Consider the following 19691-nt stretch of genomic DNA (forward strand, 5'->3'; position numbering starts at 1 on the left):
CTTATACCAACTCAATAATCGTTGCGATGCCCATACCGCCACCCACGCAAAGTGTTGCTAAGCCGCGTTTTTTACCTTGGCGTTCTAGTTCATCCATCAGGGTGCCTAAAATCATGGCGCCTGTTGCACCCAGCGGATGTCCTAATGCAATTGCACCGCCATTCACATTGACTTTGGTAGGATCAACCTTGAGTTCGGTAATAAAACGCATCACGACTGCTGCAAAAGCTTCGTTCACTTCAAATAGGTCAATATCATCAATGGTTAAGTTAGCTTTGGCTAAGGCTTTACGTGCAGCAGGTGCAGGGCCAGTCAGCATAATGGTTGGGTCTGCACCCACCAATGCAGTGGCAAGCACTTTGGCACGCGGTTTTAGGCCTTGTTCTTTGATCGCTTTTTCAGAGGCAAGCAATACTACGGCAGCACCATCAACGATGCCCGATGAATTCCCTGCATGGTGTACATGGTTGACTGCGCCGACTTCAGGATATTTTTGCAAGGCAATGGCATCAAAGCCCATTTGTCCCATCATGGCAAAACTTGGGTTGAGCTTGCCTAAGCCTTCTGCTGTGGTCGTTGGTTTAATAAATTCATCTTTGGCTAAAACTGTCACGCCTGCTTTGTCTTTAACAGGAACGACAGATTGGTCAAAATAACCATTGGCTTGAGCTGCTGCGGCTTTTTGCTGAGAGTTGGCTGCAAAGGCATCCACATCTGCTCGACTGTAACCGTCAATGGTGGCAATTAAATCTGCCCCAATGCCTTGCGGAATAAAATCACAAGCCATATTGGTTTCAGGATCAAGTGCCCAAGGGCCGCCGTCACTGCCCATCGGCACACGAGACATCGACTCAACACCGCCAGCCACTACAAGGTCTTCCCAGCCAGAGCGGACTTTTTGCGCCGCCATATTCACAGCTTCTAAACCTGATGCACAAAAACGGTTGATTTGAACGCCTGCTACATCATTGTCCCAACCTGCTGCAATGGCTGCGGTTTTGGCAATGTCTGCGCCTTGGTCACCAATGGGAGTCACACAGCCCAGTACAATGTCGTCTACTGCAGCTGTGTCAAATTGATGGCGGTTTTGCAATTCGTTTAATAAACCGGTCAGTAGGCTAATCGGTTTAACGGCATGTAGTGAACCGTCTTTTTTTCCTTTGCCGCGCGGTGTGCGAATGGCATCAATAATGTAAGCCTCGCTCATAATCCTGTCCCTATGATCTATAAATTTTTATTGGTTTTTTGAGTGTACGGATTAATCAAGCCAGTGCAATGATGAGAACGGGCGAGTCGTTTGATATTTTTGGTCAACGCTTGCTGCTGAATAAGGTCAAAATCAAACTGCATATTGATACCGAGGGTCGGTTAAGATCAGTTGCTATCGATTCAGTACAAATTGAAGATCTGCTTATGCATAAAAATGTGAAGCGAGTGTTGAAAAGTCTGGCTTGGCTTGTTTTTGCTGGCTGCTTAGGTTTTGTATGCATAATCGTTTTTTATATTTATATGATTTATAGCATTCATCCTTCAGATGAAGGGACGGGCGGTTTAGCCTGTGAGTATGATCGAAATGATCATGTGACCAAGGCAGAAATGTATCGTATACAGGATGGTAAACGCGTCATCACGCCTGTCGATCCAATACTTTGTCAAAAACAACGCGCAGATTTTCCGAAATAAAAAACCTGATCGAGATCAGGTTTTAGAGAATGGTATTTTTGAATATTGCTTAATGATAACCATGTAATTGGCGATATAGGCCTGGTGTTACACCGGTCCACTTTTTAAATGCACGGTGGAAAGTACTGGTTTCACTAAAACCGACTTGCTGTGCAACATCTTCAAGCGTTAAGTCTGGGTTAAGCAATAAGTGAATTGCAGCATCTCGACGTAAAGCATCTTTTACACCTTGGTAGCTCTTACCTTCAGCGGCTAAACGACGACGTAGTGTTTGCGGCGATAGATACAGCATTGAAGCAACATCGTTCAAGGTTGGCATTTCTTCGCCAATTTGACTCTTCAGCACATCACGGATACGAGATGTTAATGAATTGGTATTTTTAAATTTAACCAATAACTGTGCAGGAGCCGCTTTTAAGAATTCTTCAAGCGTTTCTTCGTTTTGACGAATGGGTAAATCTAAATAATCCGCTGCAAATGTAATTTCAGTTCGTGGTGTATCAAACTGCATGACAGGTGCAAAAAACAAGGCATCATATTCGTCAGCATGTTCAGGACGTTCATAACCGAAGTGAACACGCTCTAAAGGCAGACGACGTTCAATCAACCAAGAAGCGAGACCATGCCAAATCATCAGCATACTTTCTGTAATGAAATGGTCTGGGTCCATAGATTTTGGAATTTGAGGAACTAAACGTGCTTCGTGCTTATCACGTTCTAGTGTCACCGACCATTCATCACCAAACAGTTTGTAGAACTGCGAAGACAATTCGAGTGCATCACCGAGGGTTTTTGCATGAATAATCAATTGGCACATAATGGCAAAAGTACCCAAGCGGCGCGGTTGAATATCAAAACCGACATGTTCGTCTTGAGTCACCATCCACAACATTTTAATAAAACGTGTGTATTGTTCAGGTGAAATACGCGCTTTGGGTTGGCGTAGAAGTTCAGCCTCAATGCCAACATGAGACAATAAAGTTTCGACATCCATGCCGAGACGTCTCACACCAGTTAAGGCTGCGTTGACGAAATGGATACTGATCGTATCACGACTCATGTTTAATCCTTCAGTCTCTTTAATGTTCACAAATGTTTGACCTAAATGACGCTAAAAAAAGAAATCATGGCAATTTACAACAGCGGTTTTGCCATTTTTACATGGTAAATTGCCGAAACTATCAAGGTAAATGGCTGAACATGACATTGTTTTAATCATTTTATATTTCTACCATGGATAAAAAATCTACACAATTAGAGAAAAATATCCATGGAAGCTGCTTTAAAAGGATTGAAAGTACTCGACTTTTCGACATTACTCCCAGGGCCATTTGCGACCTTGTATTTGGCTGACATGGGTGCGGAAGTTGTGCATATTGAGTCACCGACGCGTCCCGATCTAGTTCGTTTGATGCCACCTTATGCCAATGGGCAAGCCACAGCGCATAGTTATTTAAATCGCAATAAACAATCCATCGCATTAGATTTAAAAGATCCGAAAAGCATTGAATTGATCAAAGCTAAAATTTCAGATTTTGATATCGTGGTAGAACAATTTCGTCCAGGTGTCATGCAACGCTTGGGTTTGGATTATGCAGATTTGGCCGAAATTAATCCGCGACTTATTTATTGCTCGATTACGGGTTATGGTCAAACTGGGCATTACAAAGACCGCGCAGGGCATGACATCAATTACTTGGCTTTATCGGGCATTTCAGGTCATAGCGGACGCCAAGATAGTGGCCCGCCACCGATGGGGATTCAAATCGCCGATGTTGCAGGTGGATCAATGCATGCAATTACTGGCATCTTAGCTGCGGTGATTGAGCGTTACCGTAGCGGTTTAGGACAATATATTGATATTTCCATGACCGATTGTGCCGTAGCATTGAACAATATGGCTGCAGCAGGAGTATTGGCTGCCAATGCGGTAACCGCGGCAGAGACGGCGCATCTGAATGGCGGCAGTTTCTATGACTATTATCGAACGCAAGATGGTCGTTATCTGTCAATAGGTGGTTTGGAGCCACAGTTTTTACATGGATTGGCGAAAATTCTAGATTTACCCGCTTTAGCGACGCAAGGCATGTCATTTGATCCACAGGATCAGACTGAAATTAAGCATGCAGTTGCCAGCAAGATACTGACCAAAACATGGGCTGAGTGGAAAATAATTTTTGCCACTCAAGATGTCTGTGTGGAGCCAGTTTTAAGTTTGGATGAAGCTCTAAATTCACAATTGGCCCAAGAGCGGCATTGGTGTGTTGAAGTTCCGCTACAAGAAGGCGACACAATGACACAAACTCAACTGGCATGTCCGATTAAATTTTCTAGATCAGCATTGATTTATACCCATGTGGGTAAAACTTTAGGTGCGGATAGTTGGTTATGAATGGTATGAAAAAAGGTTATAAGTTAAACAATAAAACCTTTAAAATCTCTTAATTAGATAAACATCTATGTAAATATTGAGAGTTGTTAATAAAAAAATAAATAAATTATACAAATGTGAGAGTATTATATGAACTATTAACACAATTGGTATATAGGTCTCCGAATGAAAATAGCTGTGAGTAAACTTGGATCTTTATATCTTAGCCTCGGAATAATGCTTGCGGGTTCAGCAACCCAAGCGGCAACTACTGCAGATGCTTTCAGTTCTGAAAGCCCATGGATGTTCGGTGATTGGAACGGTCAACGAACAGCGCTTCAACAGAAAGGTTACGATTTTAGTTTTAGTTATGGTGGCGAATTAGCCACTTTGTTAGATGCAAAGCATGCTTCTGGTCATGGCACTGAATATGCGGACCAATTCGCGATCGGGGCACATCTCGATTTAGAAAAAATTGCGGGTTGGAAAGATACCGAAGCGCAAATCAATATCACTGAACGTAATGGTCGTTCATTGTCTCAAACTTCAGATGCATTAAATGGTCATTTAAGTGCAACACAAGAAGTGTGGGGTCGTGGTCAAACTTGGCGTTTGACTGATTTTTGGATCAAGAAAAAATTCTTAGACCAAAAATTAGATATTAAAGTCGGTCGTTTTGGTGAAGGTGAAGATTTCAACAGCTTTGACTGTGACTTTCAAAACTTAGCACTTTGTGGTTCACAAGTGGGTAACTGGGTCGGTGACCAATGGTACAACTGGCCAGTCAGCCAATGGGCTGCTCGCGTGAAATATAACATTCAGCCTGAACTCTATGCACAAGTCGGGGTTTATGAATACAACCCTGAAAATCTAAAACGTGGTAAAGGTTGGAACTTGAGTACCGATGGTTCAAAAGGTGCGATTATTCCTGCTGAAGTAGTGTGGACTCCAAAAGTGGGGACACAAAAGCTTCCGGGTGAATACCGTGCAGGTTACTACTACAGTACCGCTGATGCCGATGTCATTGATAGCCCAATAAATGAAAAAGATCACCATCAAGGTGGTTGGATTGTGGCGAAACAACAACTGACAGCGCACAAAGACGATGCTTCACGTGGCTTAAGCGGTTTTGTGAATGTCACCGTGCATGACTCAGACACCAATAATGTGAGTGATATGCAAAACATTGGCTTGGTCTACAAAGGTGCATTCGATGCACGTCCTCAGGATGAAATTGCGATTGGTTTAGGTCGTATCAGCATTAATGATGATGTGAATGATGCCAATATTGCCAATAACAGCGTTGATGCACGCGGTCTACAAAGTGAAGAGTATGACGCAGAGATTTACTACGGTATTCATGCAGCAAACTGGCTGACTATTCGTCCAAATATTCAATATATCCGTCACGTCGGTGCTTACAAAAATGGTGAGAATGCGTGGGTCGGCGGTATCAAATTTCAAACAGCATTTTAATTGATGTCAAATTAGAGTTCTTATAAAAGCAATTCGGTAATTCTGAGAAAAATTACGATATTTTCCCTTGAATTGTTTTTGTAACAACTTCTCTTTGCGACATAAAAACGGTGGTGTGTTGAATGTGTTTCACGCACCAAATACAACATTCGACAATAGAGGTGGTCAACATGAGCAACCCATCTACCGGAACTGGGATGCGAACATTTACCGTCGTTGTGATGGCAATTTTCGCCTTAGTTCTATTGATTGGTGGTATCTGGCTGGCAGTCCTTGGCGGTTCTTGGTACTACATTATCGCCGGCCTGTTAATGCTGGCTTCAGCAATATACTTAAGAAAAATTCAAAACAGTTCTTTATACATTTATGCAGCGTTGATGCTGGGTACAGTGATTTGGGGACTATGGGAGGCAGGTTCTGACTTTTGGGCACTTGCACCGCGTTTTGATATTTTAGGCTTATTGGGCCTTTGGTTACTGATTCCTGCCGTGACACGCGGTATGGAAAATGGCAAAACTGCGAAAATTACATTATCAGGCACACTGGTGATTGCGATTATCGTGATGATCTATTCAATTTTTAATGATCCGCAAGAAATTCACGGTGAAATTAAAAATACACAACCTCAAACAGCCAAAGCGATTGAGGGTATTGCTCCTGAAGATTGGCCTGCCTATGGTCGTACACAAGGTGGTGTACGTTATTCTCCACTCACCCAAATCAATAGCGACAACGTTAAAGATTTAGAAGTAGCATGGACTTTCCGTACGGGTGAGTTACCAACAGAAAATGACTCAGGTGAAACCACAAACCAAGTCACTCCGATTAAAGTCGGCAATGACATGTTTATGTGTACAACTCACCAACGTTTAATTGCACTTGATCCTGCGACAGGTAAACAAAAATGGGCATTCGATCCTAAACTTAAAGCGGACAATACCTATCAACATTTAACATGTCGTGGTGTGTCTTATTTTGACGCTGCAAATACCACTCAGTTTGCAAAAAGCTTAGAGAACAAACGCTCGACTTCAACTGAATGTCCGCGCAAAGTGATCTTGCCTGTAAATGATGGTCGTTTGGTTGCAGTCAATGCTGACACAGGTAAAGCATGTAGTGATTTTGGTCATAACGGCGAAGTCGATCTACAAAAAGATATGCCTTATCCGTATCCGGGTGGTTATATCCCAACTTCACCTCCAGTGGTTACTGGCACAACCATTGTGATTGGCGGTTCAACAACTGATAACTTCTCGACTAAAGAGCCATCTGGTGTCATCCGTGGTTATGATGTCAATACCGGTGAATTATTGTGGATCTTTGATACAGGGGCGGAAGATCCAAATGCCATGCCAGGCGAAGGTCAAAAATACTCTGTAGCCTCACCGAATGCATGGGCACCTTTAGCATATGACGAAAAACTTGACATCGTTTATGTGCCAACAGGTGTAGGCACACCAGACATTTTTGGTGGTCACCGTACGCCATTAGATGAACGCTATGCAAACTCAATGTTGGCATTAAATGCATCAACAGGTAAATTAATTTGGAATTTCCAAACCACGCATCATGATTTGTGGGATATGGATGTACCATCACAACCTTCATTGGCAGATATCAAAGATAAATCAGGTAATACTGTTCCTGCGATCTATGTCTTAACCAAAACAGGTAATGCATTCGTCCTTGACCGTCGTACCGGTAAAGCGATTGTGCCAATCACCGAAAAAGCAGTTCCACAAACTGTAAAACGTGGTCCACAAACTAAAGGTGAGCATTATTCTGCAACTCAACCGTTCTCTGATTTTGATTTAGCACCAAAAGATAAATTGACTGATAAACAAATGTGGGGTGCCACTATGTTTGACCAGTTGATGTGTCGTGTGTATTTCAAATCATTAAACTACGACGGTATTTATACACCACCTTCTGAAAATGGCACATTGGTATTCCCAGGTAACCTTGGGGTATTTGAATGGGGTGGTATGTCGGTGAACCAAGACCGTCAAGTCGCTGTGATGAACCCAATTGGCTTGCCATTTGTGACTAAGTTGATTCCTACAGATCCAAACCGTGAGCAAACTGCGAAAGGTGCGGGTACTGAACAAGGTGTTCAACCGATGTATGGCGTGCCTTATGGTGTGGAAATCAAAGCTTTCTTGTCACCACTTGGCTTACCTTGTAAACAACCTTCATGGGGCTTTACTGCAGGTGTAGATTTAAATACACATGAAGTGGTCTGGAAAAAACGTATTGGTACAATTCGTGATAGTTTACCGAAATTGTTCCAATTACCTGCTGTGAAAATTGGTGTACCAGGTCTTGGTGGATCAATCTCGACTGCTGGTAATGTCATGTTTGTAGGCGCAACACAAGATAACTATATCCGTGCAATCAATGTAACGAATGGTGATACTTTGTGGGAAGGTCGTCTACCCGCAGGTGGTCAAGCGACTCCAATGACTTATGAAGCAAATGGTAAACAATATGTTGTGATCATGGCTGGTGGTCATGGTTCATTTGGTACAAAACTTGGTGATTACCTTGTTGCGTATGCATTACCAGATAAAAAATAAGTGATTTTACATCGCTAAATAAAAAGCCCGATTTATCGGGCTTTTTATTGGCTGAAATTCTTTATGTAAATTTATGCTAAGTAATGGAGAAATAATTCAATATATTAATAAATAAAAAGTAAATGACCGGAATCCGCTATATCAGTGAAATTGCGACAGTCTTATCAATAAAATCGCTATTAAATATGTAAAAAACGCATTTTCTTGATAGATAAAATCTCGTTATGCTGTGCATTGTTATAATAGAAATTACTAGCTGTACGCCATGTATTTATATACTGATTTTGACCAGCAACTGGTTAATGAACGTGTTGCACAGTTCCGTGATCAAACGGAACGTTATTTAGCAGGTAAATTGACGGAAGATGAATACCGTCCACTGCGTCTTCAAAACGGCCTTTATGTACAACGTTATGCACCGATGCTACGTATTGCAGTACCTTATGGCCTGATGAATTCTAAACAATTACGTAAAATTGCGTCATTGGCTCAGGACTATGACCGTGGTTATGCGCACGTATCTACTCGTCAAAACATTCAGTTTAACTGGCCTGCACTAGAAAATGTGCCTGATATGTTACAAGAGCTCGCATCTGTTCAAATGCATGCGATTCAAACTTCGGGTAACTGTATTCGTAACACAACCACTGACCAATATGCAGGTGTGGTTGCGGGTGAAATTGCTGACCCACGCCCAACGTGTGAATTGATTCGTCAATGGTCAACTTTCCACCCAGAATTCGCTTTCTTGCCACGTAAGTTCAAAATTGCAGTTTCAGCACTGGAAGAAACTGATCGTGCGGCAACGTCTTTCCATGATATCGGTGTGTATATCGTGAAAAATGAAGCAGGCGAGATTGGCTATAAAATCAAAGTTGGTGGTGGTTTAGGCCGTACACCAGTGATTGGTAGCTTTATTCGTGACTTCTTGCCACGTGAAGATTTGATTGCTTATTTAGAAGCGGTACTTCGTGTATACAACTTACACGGTCGTCGTGATAACAAATATAAAGCGCGTATCAAAATTTTGGTGAAAGCATTAACACCAGAAGTATTTGCAGAGAAAGTGGAAGCTGAATTTGCACATACCATCAAAACATTAAAAATTGATGCTGATACCTTGGCGAAAATGGATGAGAACTTCACACCATTTGATTACCAAGATTATGCGGATGAAGATTTCACAGAGCAATTTGCCGCAGAGCCGAAATTTAAACAATGGTTCAACATCAACACCAATGCACATAAAGTCAAAGGTTACCGCATCGTTACGATTTCTCTGAAACGTGCGGGTATTGCACCGGGCGATATGACTGTTGAAGAAATGAACCTGATTGCTGACTTGGCTGACAAATATACCTTTGGTGAGTTCCGTACCACACATGAGCAAAACATTGCGCTTGTGGATGTACCACAAAAAGATTTGTTTGATCTATGGAAAATCCTTGATCAACACAATCTTGCACGTGCGCATATTGGGTTCTTAACCGATATCATTTGCTGCCCAGGTGGTGATTTCTGTTCATTAGCAAATGCGAAATCGATTCCAATTTCTGAAGCCATTACACGTCGTTTTGATGACTTAGATACCATTTACAATTTAGGTAAATTGGATCTGAACATCTCTGGTTGTATGAATGCGTGTGGTCACCACCATGTCGGTAATATCGGTATTTTAGGTGTAGATAAAAAGGGTGCTGAATTCTATCAAATCACTTTGGGTGGTAATGCCGACCATGATGCATCGATTGGTGACATCTTAGGCCCATCATTTGCAGCTGAAGTTGTACCTGACATCATCGAAGAAATCTTAAATACTTATCTAGACCTGCGTGCTGAAGGCGAAGAGTTTATTGATACTTACCGCCGTGTTGGCATCCAACCATTTAAGGAGCGTGCATATGCTTAATACAGCACTACAAGTCCTCTCTAAAGATGGCTCGATTGCAGACAATACTTACCAAGTCATTGGTGAAGATGGTGTGTTGCCACAAGGTGACGTGGTTTTAACAGTTGAGCAGTTAGATCAACTTGCGAATGTAACTGGTAAAAAAGCACTTTTCGTAACGGTGGATGCTTCACCTGAAACCAATGAATTCCCGCTTGATCAGTTAGATGCAATCTTTATCGAGTTTGCTGGTTTTAACGATGGTCGTGGCTATTCATTTGCTGCCTTGTTACGTCGCCAAGGTTTTCAAGGCGAGCTACGTGCAACAGGTGATGTATTCAAAGATGTGTTGAACTACATGAAGCGTTCAGGTTTCGATACTTTTGTAGTGAAAGAAGGTAAAGATATTGCTGAAGCTGCTGCTGGCTTAGGTGATTTTACCAATCCATATCAAGCTTCAACTGCAGTGCCGCAAGCGCATTATCAAACTGGTGCTTAAGTGCCTTGATCAATAAAAAAGCCTCCATTCGGAGGCTTTTTTATTGATCGAAATACTTTTAATGAGTGATTATTCATTTTTAAGCTGGCAATTGACCATCCATTTAATACCGAACTGATCGGTAAATGCGCCATAGAGTGCACCCCAAAAGGTCTTTTCGAGAGGCATTTCTATAGAGCCACCTTTGGACAATGCATCAAACAATCGTTTGGCTTCAGCTTGTTCACTACTGTCTAAATTAATCGAAATATAGTGATTGCTGCCTAAGGTAAAGGGTTGATTGGATTGCGCACAGAATTGTTCGTTGACATCTGAGGCCATCAGCACGGTAAATTCATTGATCGGTAGGGAAATATGCATAATCTTTTGCTGATCTGTATTGGATAGTGAAATGCCATCCTCAGCAGGCATATCACCATAACGCATCACATTGAGGAACTCTCCACCAAATACAGAACGATAAAAATTAAAGGCTGCCTCGGTATTGCCTTGAAAATTCAAGTAGTGATTGAGCTGCATGGTGGTCATCCATTTTTATTATGTCGACATTTATTTTAAGAGCCTTGGCTGAGCTGTATGTGAACAATTTATGTCTAAAATGTAAGCATAAAAAATCCCTCTTACAGAGGGATTTTCAGTCTCCCTCCTTTATTAAAGGAGGGGTTAGGGGAGGATTAAACAATATTCCCTCTAAATCGCCCTTTGTGAAGGGAGTCAGCAGAGGATTAAAGCAATTCAATCGCCACAGCAGTCGCTTCACCGCCACCAATACACAGTGCTGCAATACCGCGTTTACCACCTGTGCGTTTTAATGCATGGATCAGCGTTAATATAATGCGTGAACCTGTAGAACCAACTGGATGTCCAAGCGCACAAGCACCACCATTGATATTTACTTTTTCAGCATCTAATTTAAATTCATCAATTGGGCACATCGTGACCATGGCAAAAGCTTCATTGATTTCCCATAAATCTACGTCAGCAACATTCCAACCCGATTTATCTAGAACTTTTTGAATTGCGCCTACAGGTGCAATGGTAAACTCGGATGGATGCTGAGAATTTGATGCATAAGCCACAATTTTTGCGAGCGGATTTAAACCTTTTGCTGAAGCTTGATCTGCTGAAGTTAAAACTAAAGCAGACGCACCATCAGAAATAGAACTTGCATTGGCAGCGGTAATCGTTCCATCTTTAGCAAAAGCAGGGCGCAGCGTTGGAATTTTTTCGATATTGGCGTTAAAAGGCTGTTCGTCTTTATCGATAATCACATCGCCTTTACGACTCGAAACAGTGACAGGCACGATTTCGTCAGCAAAATAACCCTCAGTAATTGCAGTTTGTGCACGTTTAAGCGAGCGAATGGCGAAGTCATCCATTTGTTCACGTGTATAGCCTTTGGTATTTGCCATATCCTGCGCAAAAGAACCCATGAGTCGGCCCGTTTCTGCATCTTCTAGGCCATCTAAGAACATATGATCTTTAACATCACCATGGCCCATACGGTAGCCAGCTCGTGCTTTGGTCAATACATACGGCGCATTGGTCATTGACTCCATACCACCTGCAACCACGACTTGAGCCGAACCTGCCTTAATCATATCTGCCGCTTGCATCACGGCCTTCATACCTGAACCACACAGCTTGTTGATGGTTACGGCACCAGTTGAATCTGGAAGACCAGCCTGACGCATCGCTTGACGGGCAGGACCTTGTTTCAGACCAGCCGGAAGCACACAGCCCATAATGACTTCTTCAACATCTGTCGGTTGTAAACCCGCGCGTTCGATGGCTGCTTTAATCGTAACTGCGCCTAATTCAGGTGCAGTGACAGCGGCTAAACTCCCTTGAAAACCACCCATTGCTGTACGGGCACCATTCACGATGACGATATCAGTCATTACATGTCTCCATTTTCTTATACATTAATTTTTGAATACGTCAGCAGTATAAGTAAAATTGAACAGGAATAAAGCAAATTTAAAAGGCTGCTTTGGACTCACCGGTTCTCAAATTAGCAACTGGTTGGGTTTTCAAATCGGATATGTCCCATTCGACTTAAGACTGCTCGGATCGGTTGAAGCGTTGATTTCGAACAGTAGTAGAAACTACCATTTGAACCATTGGGTAAACCGGAGCTAGCCTGAAAGGTGAGACTTGGAATGTGTAGAGTCCCACGCCAAGACAGATCGCCATATTTTAAATTGAGTTTGTCTTGCAGCAATATTTTTTCATTTGCGTCGACTTGACGGTTTTTATTACTGTCAATAAATATGATCAGACCACTGTTCCAGTTGTTAGGTTGGCAAAGTTTAAAGTTAAGACTAGGACAAATCACAATATTGGAATGATAAATAGTGGCCTGAGCCCGTGCGAATGCATTGTGATTCTGAATAGTCAATTTGATGTTATTCGCTTCGCGCTGCGCCATTAAATTGTTGAAATGTGGTAAAGCTATCGTCACGATAATGACCATAATCGCAATTGAGACCAAAAGTTCAAATAACGTAAAGCCGGTTTCTTTATTGTAAAGCATTGATTTAATCCAAAATTTAATATTATTTTTATATGTCTAATGTTATATGTGTTTTTAATGGCGATATTAATTTTGAGTATAGAATTTTATTACTCAATTTTAGATAAAGCTGTTAAAATGAAAATAGCAAGTGACAATAGGCGATTCACTGCTCAAAATTGAGTAAAAATTTACCGAATTACAACGGAAATTGTAAGTAATTTTGTCAATAATTTACTTGATTAGATTAATCAAGCACTTGGAAAAAGAATAAAGTGTTTGTATGATTCAGCGTGAATAGCTTAAAAAAAAACTGGGGTATTAAGAAAGCCTATCTCAGGATAGCCAATTTTTCGGCTTGAGCTTGAACAACAATTGTTATCTCTGGAGGATAAATCCATGAAAATGAGTCGTATTGCATTAGCAATGCTCGTAGCTGCGCCTTTAGCAGCTGCAAACGCAGGCGTAACTGTTACTCCATTAATGCTTGGTTACACTTTCCAAGATACTGGTCATAATAACAGTACATTAGATAGCGACAATCGTCTATTATGGAGTGAAGGTGCTGAATCACTTTCAATTCAAGATGATCTATTTGTTGGTGCTGCGATTGGTGTTGAATTAACACCATGGTTAGGTTTCGAAGCTGAATATAACCAAGTGAAAGGTGATGTTGACTACAAAGATGTTGGCGTAACAGAAACTGTTGGCGAATATAAGCAAACGCAAATCAATGGTAACTTCTATGTCACTTCTGATTTGATCACTAAAAACTACGACAGCAAAATCAAGCCATATGTATTGTTAGGTGCTGGTCATTATAAATATGATTACTCAGGTGATGTGTCTGATCTTCCTGATGACGAAGGTACTTTAGGTAATGTGGGGCTTGGTGCTTTCTGGCGCTTAAACGATGCTTTATCTCTACGTACTGAAGCGCGTGCTACACATAATTTTGACGAAAAATTCTGGAACTACACAGCTTTGGCTGGTCTTAACGTAGTTCTTGGTGGTCACTTGAAACCTGCTGCTCCTGTAGTTGAAGTTGCTCCTGTAACTCCAGTTGCTCCAGTTGCTCCAGCTCCTCAAGAGTTGACTGAAGATCTTAACATGGAACTTCGTGTGTTCTTTGATACAAACAAATCAAACATCAAAGATCAATACAAACCAGAAATCGCGAAAGTTGCTGAAAAGTTAGTTGAATACCCTAACGCTACAGCGAATATCGAAGGTCACACAGATAACACTGGTCCACGTGCGCTAAACGAACGTTTATCATTGGCTCGTGCTAACTCTGTTAAATCTTCACTTGTTAACGAATATAACGTTGATCCAGCTCGTTTATCTACTCAAGGTTTCGCGTGGGATCAACCGATCGCTGACAATAACACTAAAGAAGGCCGTGCTATGAACCGTCGCGTATTCGCTACGATTTCTGGTAGCCGTACTGTAGTGGCTCAACCTGGTCAAGCTCAATAATTTGAGTTTAACTTGGGTTAGAAAAAAGCGGCTCTTTTGAGTCGCTTTTTTTTATGTCAAAAAATTAAAAAAGAGACTTAAATTTGGCTAACAGGCACTAACCAAAATGCCTTATTAACTTTTGAATAATAGTAGGATGTAAATGGATACATCTATTCAAAGTCAATAAAGCATGTAAAAATTCAAATTATTTGTATGTTAATTAATCATTTGTTTGCGTAAGAGCTTTAATTGAACATACACAGTTTGTGTTTTTATTTTTTATAAAAATAATTAAAAACAAATATTTACATTTGTGTTATCTACAATTTATAAAAAATTAATATTTATATTTCTCATTAAAAAAATATAATCATCGGGATTTATGATGAAGTTGAGAATTATTCTTAATATAATAATGATTCTTATTAAAATAAAACTAATCTTGAAATGATGAATAATTTTGCAAAAACTCATTTAGTCCGTGCGATTTCAATCGCGATCTTAGGGGTGGGTACATCTGCAGCAGTGAATGCAGCAGAGCGAACCGTGCTTGAGACGATTGAAGTTGAGGTGCCAGCCGAAAAGCAGCTTGCAAATGGAAAATTGAAAGCGTAGACAGACCTTGGTGCACTGGGAAATAAGAAAATTGTTGATACGCCATTTAGCGTAACAGCATATAGTGAAAAACTGATTGAAGAACAACAAGCGACCACCGTGGGTGAAGTGCTGAGAAATGATGCAAGTATCCGCATTACCACCAATCAAGGCCACTTGAATGAAAACTTTAACCTACGTGGTTTTGATGTTAATCATGATGATATTGCATTGAATGGTATGTATGGTATGGCACCTTATGGGCGTGTACCAACTGAATTTTTAGATTCGGTAACGGTTTTAAAAGGTCCGAATGCATTGGTTGCAGGTATGTCGCCTGCAGGTGGAGTGGGTGGGGTTATCATTGCCAAAACTAAGCGTGCAGATCAGCAGAAGACCCAAGTTTCAGCGTCAATGGAAGACGGTGGCTTTTATCAATCAGGCTTTGATGTTTCACGTCGCTTTGGTGCTGAAAAAAGTTTGGCTTACGTGTGAATGGGGCTTATGGTCAAGGTGAGCACATCATAGAAGGCATGGATGATAAACATGCTTCAGGTGCAATTGCTGCTGATTATACAACAGATAAATTGAAACTGAATTTAGATGCCTATGCTGTACGTGATGACCGTAATGGCGGTTCGCCTGCGATGGTGGCATTTGGTGTCAAAGATGCACATGGCCATACCTATAATGGTGTTCTTGCTGCACCTAAAGGCGATACCAATTATTTTAAAAATTTGGAAGGCCATACTGATAGTGAGTTTGTAGGCTTAAGTGGTGAATATGCATTTACACCTGACTTAAATGTTTATGCAGGTGTAGGACATATTGACAAGGCGTATAGTGGGCATATTTTTGGTACGCGTCTTGTCGTCGGCCAAGCAGATGGTCATGCTACATCTCAGTACTATCGTACGGGGTCATCTGAGTCGATTACATCAGCAAATACAGGTATTCAATATAAGTTTAATACGGGTGCTGTAAAACATGCTGTAAATGTTCGAGCTGATTATTTGACCAAAGAAACAGATCAGCATGTTGCGGCAACACAAGAGAAAATTAATTCAACTAATTTGTATGATCCTGATAAGACTGTAGGAATGCCTTCTGCGTACCCAGTGGTTAAACCGAATTTAGATAATAAATATACTAGCTATACGGTATCTGATCAGATTTCAATGTTGGATGATAAGTTGCAATTTATTGTTGGTGCACGTTATCAAGATATCGATACCAAGAATTTACAGAAAAATACAGGCTATCAAGATGATAAAATTTCCCCAAGCTTAGGTGTTGTGGTTAAACCATTTGGTGAGAATCTTTCTATTTATGCAAACTATGTTGAAGGTCTTTCTGAAGGTGTAACGGTGAATAATGTTGCGGATGCCAACAATAATGTCACCTTTGCGCCATTCCAAACCAAACAATATGAATTGGGTGCTAAATATCAAACAGGTAGTTGGTTAAATGCATTTGCACTTTATCAAATTGAAAAACCATCGACGATGTCTTCTGATTATTCTGACGGAATTGCAGGCATTGGTGTCAATCAAATCACAACAGATGATGCAGAAACACGTTCACGTGGTGTGGAGTGGGCATTTTCTGGCGAGATTTATACTGGACTAAATCTGATGGGTAGTTTGGCGTATATTGATGCTGAATATACCAAAGCAGCGGTGAAAAGTGGCGTAAATAATCAAGGTAATACGGTGTATGGTATTCCTGACTTTACCGCAACACTCAGCTTGGATTATGCCTTACCTTTACTCGACGGTTTATCTGTGAATGGTCGAGTAAACTATGTAGGTGAACAATATGTTGATTCAGCAAATACCTTACAATTACCTGATTTCACGACAGTGGATTTAGGTGCACGTTATAAAACAAATTTAGGTGGTGTATCTACAACATTTATGGCAAATGTCGACAATGTGACCAATAAAAAATATTGGGAGGGCGTATTTAATGAAAACTTTGCCACGATTGGTGCAGACCGTACCTATAAAGTTGGTGTGACTTTTGATTTCTAAGTTAGATTAGTTTTTTAATATAAAAAGCCACCTATTCAAGGTGGCTTTTTTGTTGATGAGTGATTCACGGAATATATTGCTTCACCACACCATCATCGAGGAGTTGTTGGAAATGCTCAACCACACTGTTTTGAATATCACGGTATTCGATCCCTAATTCTTTCTTGCTCTTATCTGCATTAAAGTAAATTGGGTAACCCATATTGAGTTCAACAAATTTACGTGGGAAGCCGGCAAGAGGGCCAAATGCCTTAAAGGCAAACTTCGGTAAGGTATTGCGCGGAAATGGAAATTTATTCCCAAAATGTGCGCGTAATAATTTGCCCATGTCTAATAGGCTTAGTGTTCCACCACTAATAATATAACGTCCGCTTGCTGCGGGATTGAGAGCTGCTTGTACGTGCGCATCGGCAACATCGCGAACATCGACGATACCATTCCACATTGGTGGAACACCGGCCAAAGTCATACCATTGGCAAACTGTTGTAGCACTTCAACGCTTCCTGACTGTGTTGACGCAGTTAAAGATGGCCCCATGACCAATGCTGGATTGACACAAACCAGATCCCAACGGTTTTGTGCTTTTTGCATATCCCACGCTTTGCGCTCTGCCATTACTTTTGAATATGGATAAGGCTGATGAGTTTCTGAACTGGAGGTATTCCAGTGAGACTCATCAAATTCATTATGCTCGGTCTGTAGAATATCAATGGCATCACCATAGGTTGATGCGATGCTTGAAGTCACGACAACACGTTTTACTGACTCAGTTTTATTGACACTGTTGAGCACATTTTCAGTGCCTAAAATGGCTGGCTCAATAATATCTTTAATCGCGTCTTTATAGTTGGTCACTACAAAAGGAGATGCCATATGGATCACAATGTCACAACCTTGCATGGCTGAATCAAATGCACCCTCATCTAATAAATTGGCTTGGAATAGTTTTAAAGTGCCAGTTCCACCCGCTGCAATTTTTTCGAGATGTGCAAATCCTGATGTTTTATTCAGATCACGAACTGTGGCATGCACTGTATGACCTAATTCAAGTAAGTTTTTAATTACCCAACTGGCAATATAGCCTGTCGCGCCTGTGACGAGTATCTGTTTTGTTGTCTTGCTATTCATATTCTTCAACTTTAATTGACGCATTTTTTATCATATTGAGAATATTTAGTTTTGTCTTTGATTAATTTGAAAAAATATATTTTTATTATTGAGTTTAATGTGCTCTAAATTCAGCAGAAATCTCATGAGAGCGCTACAAAAGTGATTTTTTATTGATCTTAAAAATGCTCAGATGGGATGAGTGTTGGATAGATGCATATTCTTATGATTATGGGCGCAAAATCTCATAAATAAATGGACAAAGAGTCATATCTAACTTGTGAGCTTTAATTTAAAGCCTAGATCTTAGGTCTAGGCTTCCTGTTCATTTCGTATAACAGCCATTATGTTAAATGGAGGAGATCTGACATAATTCTTGGCTTCAGTTAACTTTCTAAAAATCTTATGACTACACTTAATATCGAAAAGAAAGCAAATCCCCTTTTAAGTGATGAGGCTCAAGAATTGTTGTGTTTTGCAACAATTAGTGAATCTAAATCTTGGAAAGATGTTCTCAATTTGTATTTAGAAATTAAAGCAAAAAATGCTCCTAAGAAAGTGTTAATGCTTTTAGAAGATATAGGACAGTGTGAATATACGTCTATGCATGCTTCGATGGGAGATGGACTTTATTTTGATACATCGGAAATTATTGAAGAGGGTGAAGATGAAGATATAAGCTATGACAACACCCTGCCATTTCAGGTTAAGTATCATATTGATCAATTATTAAGATCTGAAAATAAGGTGAATATTCATGATCTACATGGAAAATTTAATTATAGTGATCAAGACCTATCTGTTTTATTAAAAATTAATGAGCAGCCTGAAAAAATTTTAGATGAAGTTATTCAAATTAAATTAGTTAATTCTGAAAATGATCATGAAAAATTTGCAGCACAGCTCAATGGATATTTTAGTTGTGATCTATCTCCTTTTGAATCTTTCAGTTTAATCCAATATTTGAATAAGAATTTTGATCTAGAATATGTTGGCTTAGGTGCGAGTTTATTATTTTTTATCAAGAAGCCAAGCTTTACCTTAGAGAAACTGGATTCTCTCTTCGAAGAATTAGATAACATTTATTCTTATAATCAAGAAACTAGTAGTAGGTTGAAACGACATTTATCAGATCATAATTATATGATCTTACCGTATGTTGATTCTCTAGATATATTTGATTTAGATGGATAATGAATATTAAGTTCCCCTAAAATTAACATAATACACGCTATACGAATACTAACTAACTTTTATTTCATATAAATCATTATTTTATGCTGATATGAAAAGCCCTATCATCACAGATTGGGCTTTTTTGTTGATTCTTCATCTTCCACGGTTTTTTTAATGAAATCTAATGCTATAGCAACCAAAAATGTACAGATTAAATAAGAATAGATGTCCACGTGGTTATTGATTTGCAGATAGACAAATAAAAGGATTGGGGCGTCATTGATGGTCAAATTCACGTACAATATCAACTA

General features: G+C 40.3%; 14 protein-coding genes and 1 pseudogene. 9 read left to right on the forward strand and 6 right to left on the reverse strand.

Annotated elements, in window-relative coordinates; all coding sequences use genetic code 11:
- Position 1: 1 nt before the first annotated feature.
- Positions 2 to 1207: an acetyl-CoA C-acetyltransferase gene (locus FTT72_RS08850; protein WP_180026706.1), complete on the reverse strand. Its 1206-nt coding sequence runs from the start codon at positions 1205 to 1207 to the stop codon at positions 2 to 4.
- A gap of 68 nt (positions 1208 to 1275) precedes the next feature.
- Between FTT72_RS08850 and FTT72_RS08855 the strand changes: the two genes are divergently transcribed.
- Positions 1276 to 1683 (forward strand): hypothetical protein, encoded by a 408-nt coding sequence (locus FTT72_RS08855; RefSeq protein WP_180178235.1) that lies wholly within the window; start codon positions 1276 to 1278, stop codon positions 1681 to 1683.
- Positions 1684 to 1732: 49 nt separating this feature from the next.
- On the opposite strand, the gene FTT72_RS08860 is transcribed toward FTT72_RS08855, so the two are convergent.
- A complete protein-coding gene (locus tag FTT72_RS08860) occupies positions 1733 to 2743 on the reverse strand; it encodes an AraC family transcriptional regulator (RefSeq protein ID WP_180005120.1) in 1011 nt (336 codons plus the stop codon).
- A 210-nt stretch (positions 2744 to 2953) separates the two neighbouring features.
- Here FTT72_RS08860 and FTT72_RS08865 point away from each other — a divergent pair, with 210 nt between their 5' ends.
- From FTT72_RS08865 to FTT72_RS08885, 5 genes are all read left to right on the forward strand, one after another.
- On the forward strand, positions 2954 to 4075 hold the full coding sequence (locus tag FTT72_RS08865; RefSeq protein ID WP_180178236.1) for a CaiB/BaiF CoA-transferase family protein: 1122 nt from the start codon (positions 2954 to 2956) through the stop codon (positions 4073 to 4075).
- 216 nt (positions 4076 to 4291) lie between these two features.
- Complete coding sequence (locus FTT72_RS08870; protein WP_257221519.1) at positions 4292 to 5530, forward strand: carbohydrate porin; 1239 nt, start codon at positions 4292 to 4294, stop codon at positions 5528 to 5530.
- Between the two features lie 170 nt (positions 5531 to 5700).
- Complete coding sequence (locus FTT72_RS08875; protein WP_180178237.1) at positions 5701 to 8106, forward strand: glucose/quinate/shikimate family membrane-bound PQQ-dependent dehydrogenase; 2406 nt, start codon at positions 5701 to 5703, stop codon at positions 8104 to 8106.
- Between the two features lie 265 nt (positions 8107 to 8371).
- Positions 8372 to 10015, forward strand: a complete 1644-nt coding sequence (locus tag FTT72_RS08880) for a nitrite/sulfite reductase (RefSeq protein ID WP_111885012.1) — start codon at positions 8372 to 8374, stop codon at positions 10013 to 10015.
- Positions 10008 to 10493, forward strand: coding sequence for a DUF934 domain-containing protein (locus FTT72_RS08885; protein WP_180085417.1), 486 nt, complete (start codon positions 10008 to 10010; stop codon positions 10491 to 10493). Before FTT72_RS08880 ends, FTT72_RS08885 begins: the two co-directional genes overlap by 8 nt.
- A 69-nt stretch (positions 10494 to 10562) precedes the next feature.
- Here FTT72_RS08885 and FTT72_RS08890 read toward each other — a convergent pair whose 3' ends face one another.
- From FTT72_RS08890 to FTT72_RS08900, 3 genes are all read right to left on the reverse strand, one after another.
- The gene (locus tag FTT72_RS08890; RefSeq protein WP_180178238.1) at positions 10563 to 11012 is read right to left on the reverse strand and encodes a VOC family protein; all 450 of its coding nucleotides are present in this window, start codon (positions 11010 to 11012) and stop codon (positions 10563 to 10565) included.
- A gap of 206 nt (positions 11013 to 11218) precedes the next feature.
- On the reverse strand, positions 11219 to 12394 hold the full coding sequence (locus FTT72_RS08895; RefSeq protein WP_180178239.1) for an acetyl-CoA C-acyltransferase: 1176 nt from the start codon (positions 12392 to 12394) through the stop codon (positions 11219 to 11221).
- 113 nt (positions 12395 to 12507) lie between these two features.
- Complete coding sequence (locus FTT72_RS08900; RefSeq protein ID WP_180025009.1) at positions 12508 to 13029, reverse strand: GspH/FimT family pseudopilin; 522 nt, start codon at positions 13027 to 13029, stop codon at positions 12508 to 12510.
- Positions 13030 to 13407: 378 nt separating this feature from the next.
- On the opposite strand from FTT72_RS08900, the gene omp38 reads away from it, so the two are divergent.
- Both omp38 and FTT72_RS08910 read left to right on the forward strand, forming a co-directional pair.
- Positions 13408 to 14487 carry an outer membrane protein Omp38 gene (gene omp38 / locus FTT72_RS08905; protein WP_180178240.1) on the forward strand — a complete coding sequence of 360 codons (1080 nt, stop codon included), beginning with the start codon at positions 13408 to 13410 and terminating at the stop codon, positions 14485 to 14487.
- A gap of 432 nt (positions 14488 to 14919) precedes the next feature.
- Positions 14920 to 17096, forward strand: a pseudogene (locus FTT72_RS08910) (TonB-dependent receptor).
- A 64-nt stretch (positions 17097 to 17160) separates the two neighbouring features.
- On the opposite strand, the gene FTT72_RS08915 reads toward FTT72_RS08910, so the two are convergent.
- Entirely contained in the window at positions 17161 to 18225 is a 1065-nt protein-coding gene (locus FTT72_RS08915; RefSeq protein WP_180050338.1) for an aldehyde reductase, read from the reverse strand.
- Positions 18226 to 18609: 384 nt separating this feature from the next.
- Here FTT72_RS08915 and FTT72_RS08920 point away from each other — a divergent pair, with 384 nt between their 5' ends.
- Positions 18610 to 19398 carry a hypothetical protein gene (locus FTT72_RS08920; protein WP_180178241.1) on the forward strand — a complete coding sequence of 263 codons (789 nt, stop codon included), beginning with the start codon at positions 18610 to 18612 and terminating at the stop codon, positions 19396 to 19398.
- Positions 19399 to 19691: the final 293 nt, after the last annotated feature.

The organism is Acinetobacter sp. YH01005, assembly GCF_013420465.1.
Taxonomy (GTDB): Bacteria; Pseudomonadota; Gammaproteobacteria; order Pseudomonadales; family Moraxellaceae; genus Acinetobacter; species Acinetobacter amyesii.

Coding starts and splice junctions, on each gene's coding strand:
- omp38 (WP_180178240.1), top strand. CDS start 13,408: ATGAAAATGAGTCGTATTGCATTAGCAATGCTCGTAGCTGCGCCTTTA.
- FTT72_RS08865 (WP_180178236.1), top strand. CDS start 2,954: ATGGAAGCTGCTTTAAAAGGATTGAAAGTACTCGACTTTTCGACATTA.
- FTT72_RS08880 (WP_111885012.1), top strand. CDS start 8,372: ATGTATTTATATACTGATTTTGACCAGCAACTGGTTAATGAACGTGTT.
- FTT72_RS08860 (WP_180005120.1), bottom strand. CDS start 2,743: ATGAGTCGTGATACGATCAGTATCCATTTCGTCAACGCAGCCTTAACT.
- FTT72_RS08870 (WP_257221519.1), top strand. CDS start 4,292: ATGCTTGCGGGTTCAGCAACCCAAGCGGCAACTACTGCAGATGCTTTC.
- FTT72_RS08895 (WP_180178239.1), bottom strand. CDS start 12,394: ATGACTGATATCGTCATCGTGAATGGTGCCCGTACAGCAATGGGTGGT.
- FTT72_RS08890 (WP_180178238.1), bottom strand. CDS start 11,012: ATGCAGCTCAATCACTACTTGAATTTTCAAGGCAATACCGAGGCAGCC.
- FTT72_RS08875 (WP_180178237.1), top strand. CDS start 5,701: ATGAGCAACCCATCTACCGGAACTGGGATGCGAACATTTACCGTCGTT.
- FTT72_RS08920 (WP_180178241.1), top strand. CDS start 18,610: ATGACTACACTTAATATCGAAAAGAAAGCAAATCCCCTTTTAAGTGAT.
- FTT72_RS08885 (WP_180085417.1), top strand. CDS start 10,008: ATGCTTAATACAGCACTACAAGTCCTCTCTAAAGATGGCTCGATTGCA.
- FTT72_RS08855 (WP_180178235.1), top strand. CDS start 1,276: ATGATGAGAACGGGCGAGTCGTTTGATATTTTTGGTCAACGCTTGCTG.
- FTT72_RS08850 (WP_180026706.1), bottom strand. CDS start 1,207: ATGAGCGAGGCTTACATTATTGATGCCATTCGCACACCGCGCGGCAAA.
- FTT72_RS08900 (WP_180025009.1), bottom strand. CDS start 13,029: ATGCTTTACAATAAAGAAACCGGCTTTACGTTATTTGAACTTTTGGTC.
- FTT72_RS08915 (WP_180050338.1), bottom strand. CDS start 18,225: ATGAATAGCAAGACAACAAAACAGATACTCGTCACAGGCGCGACAGGC.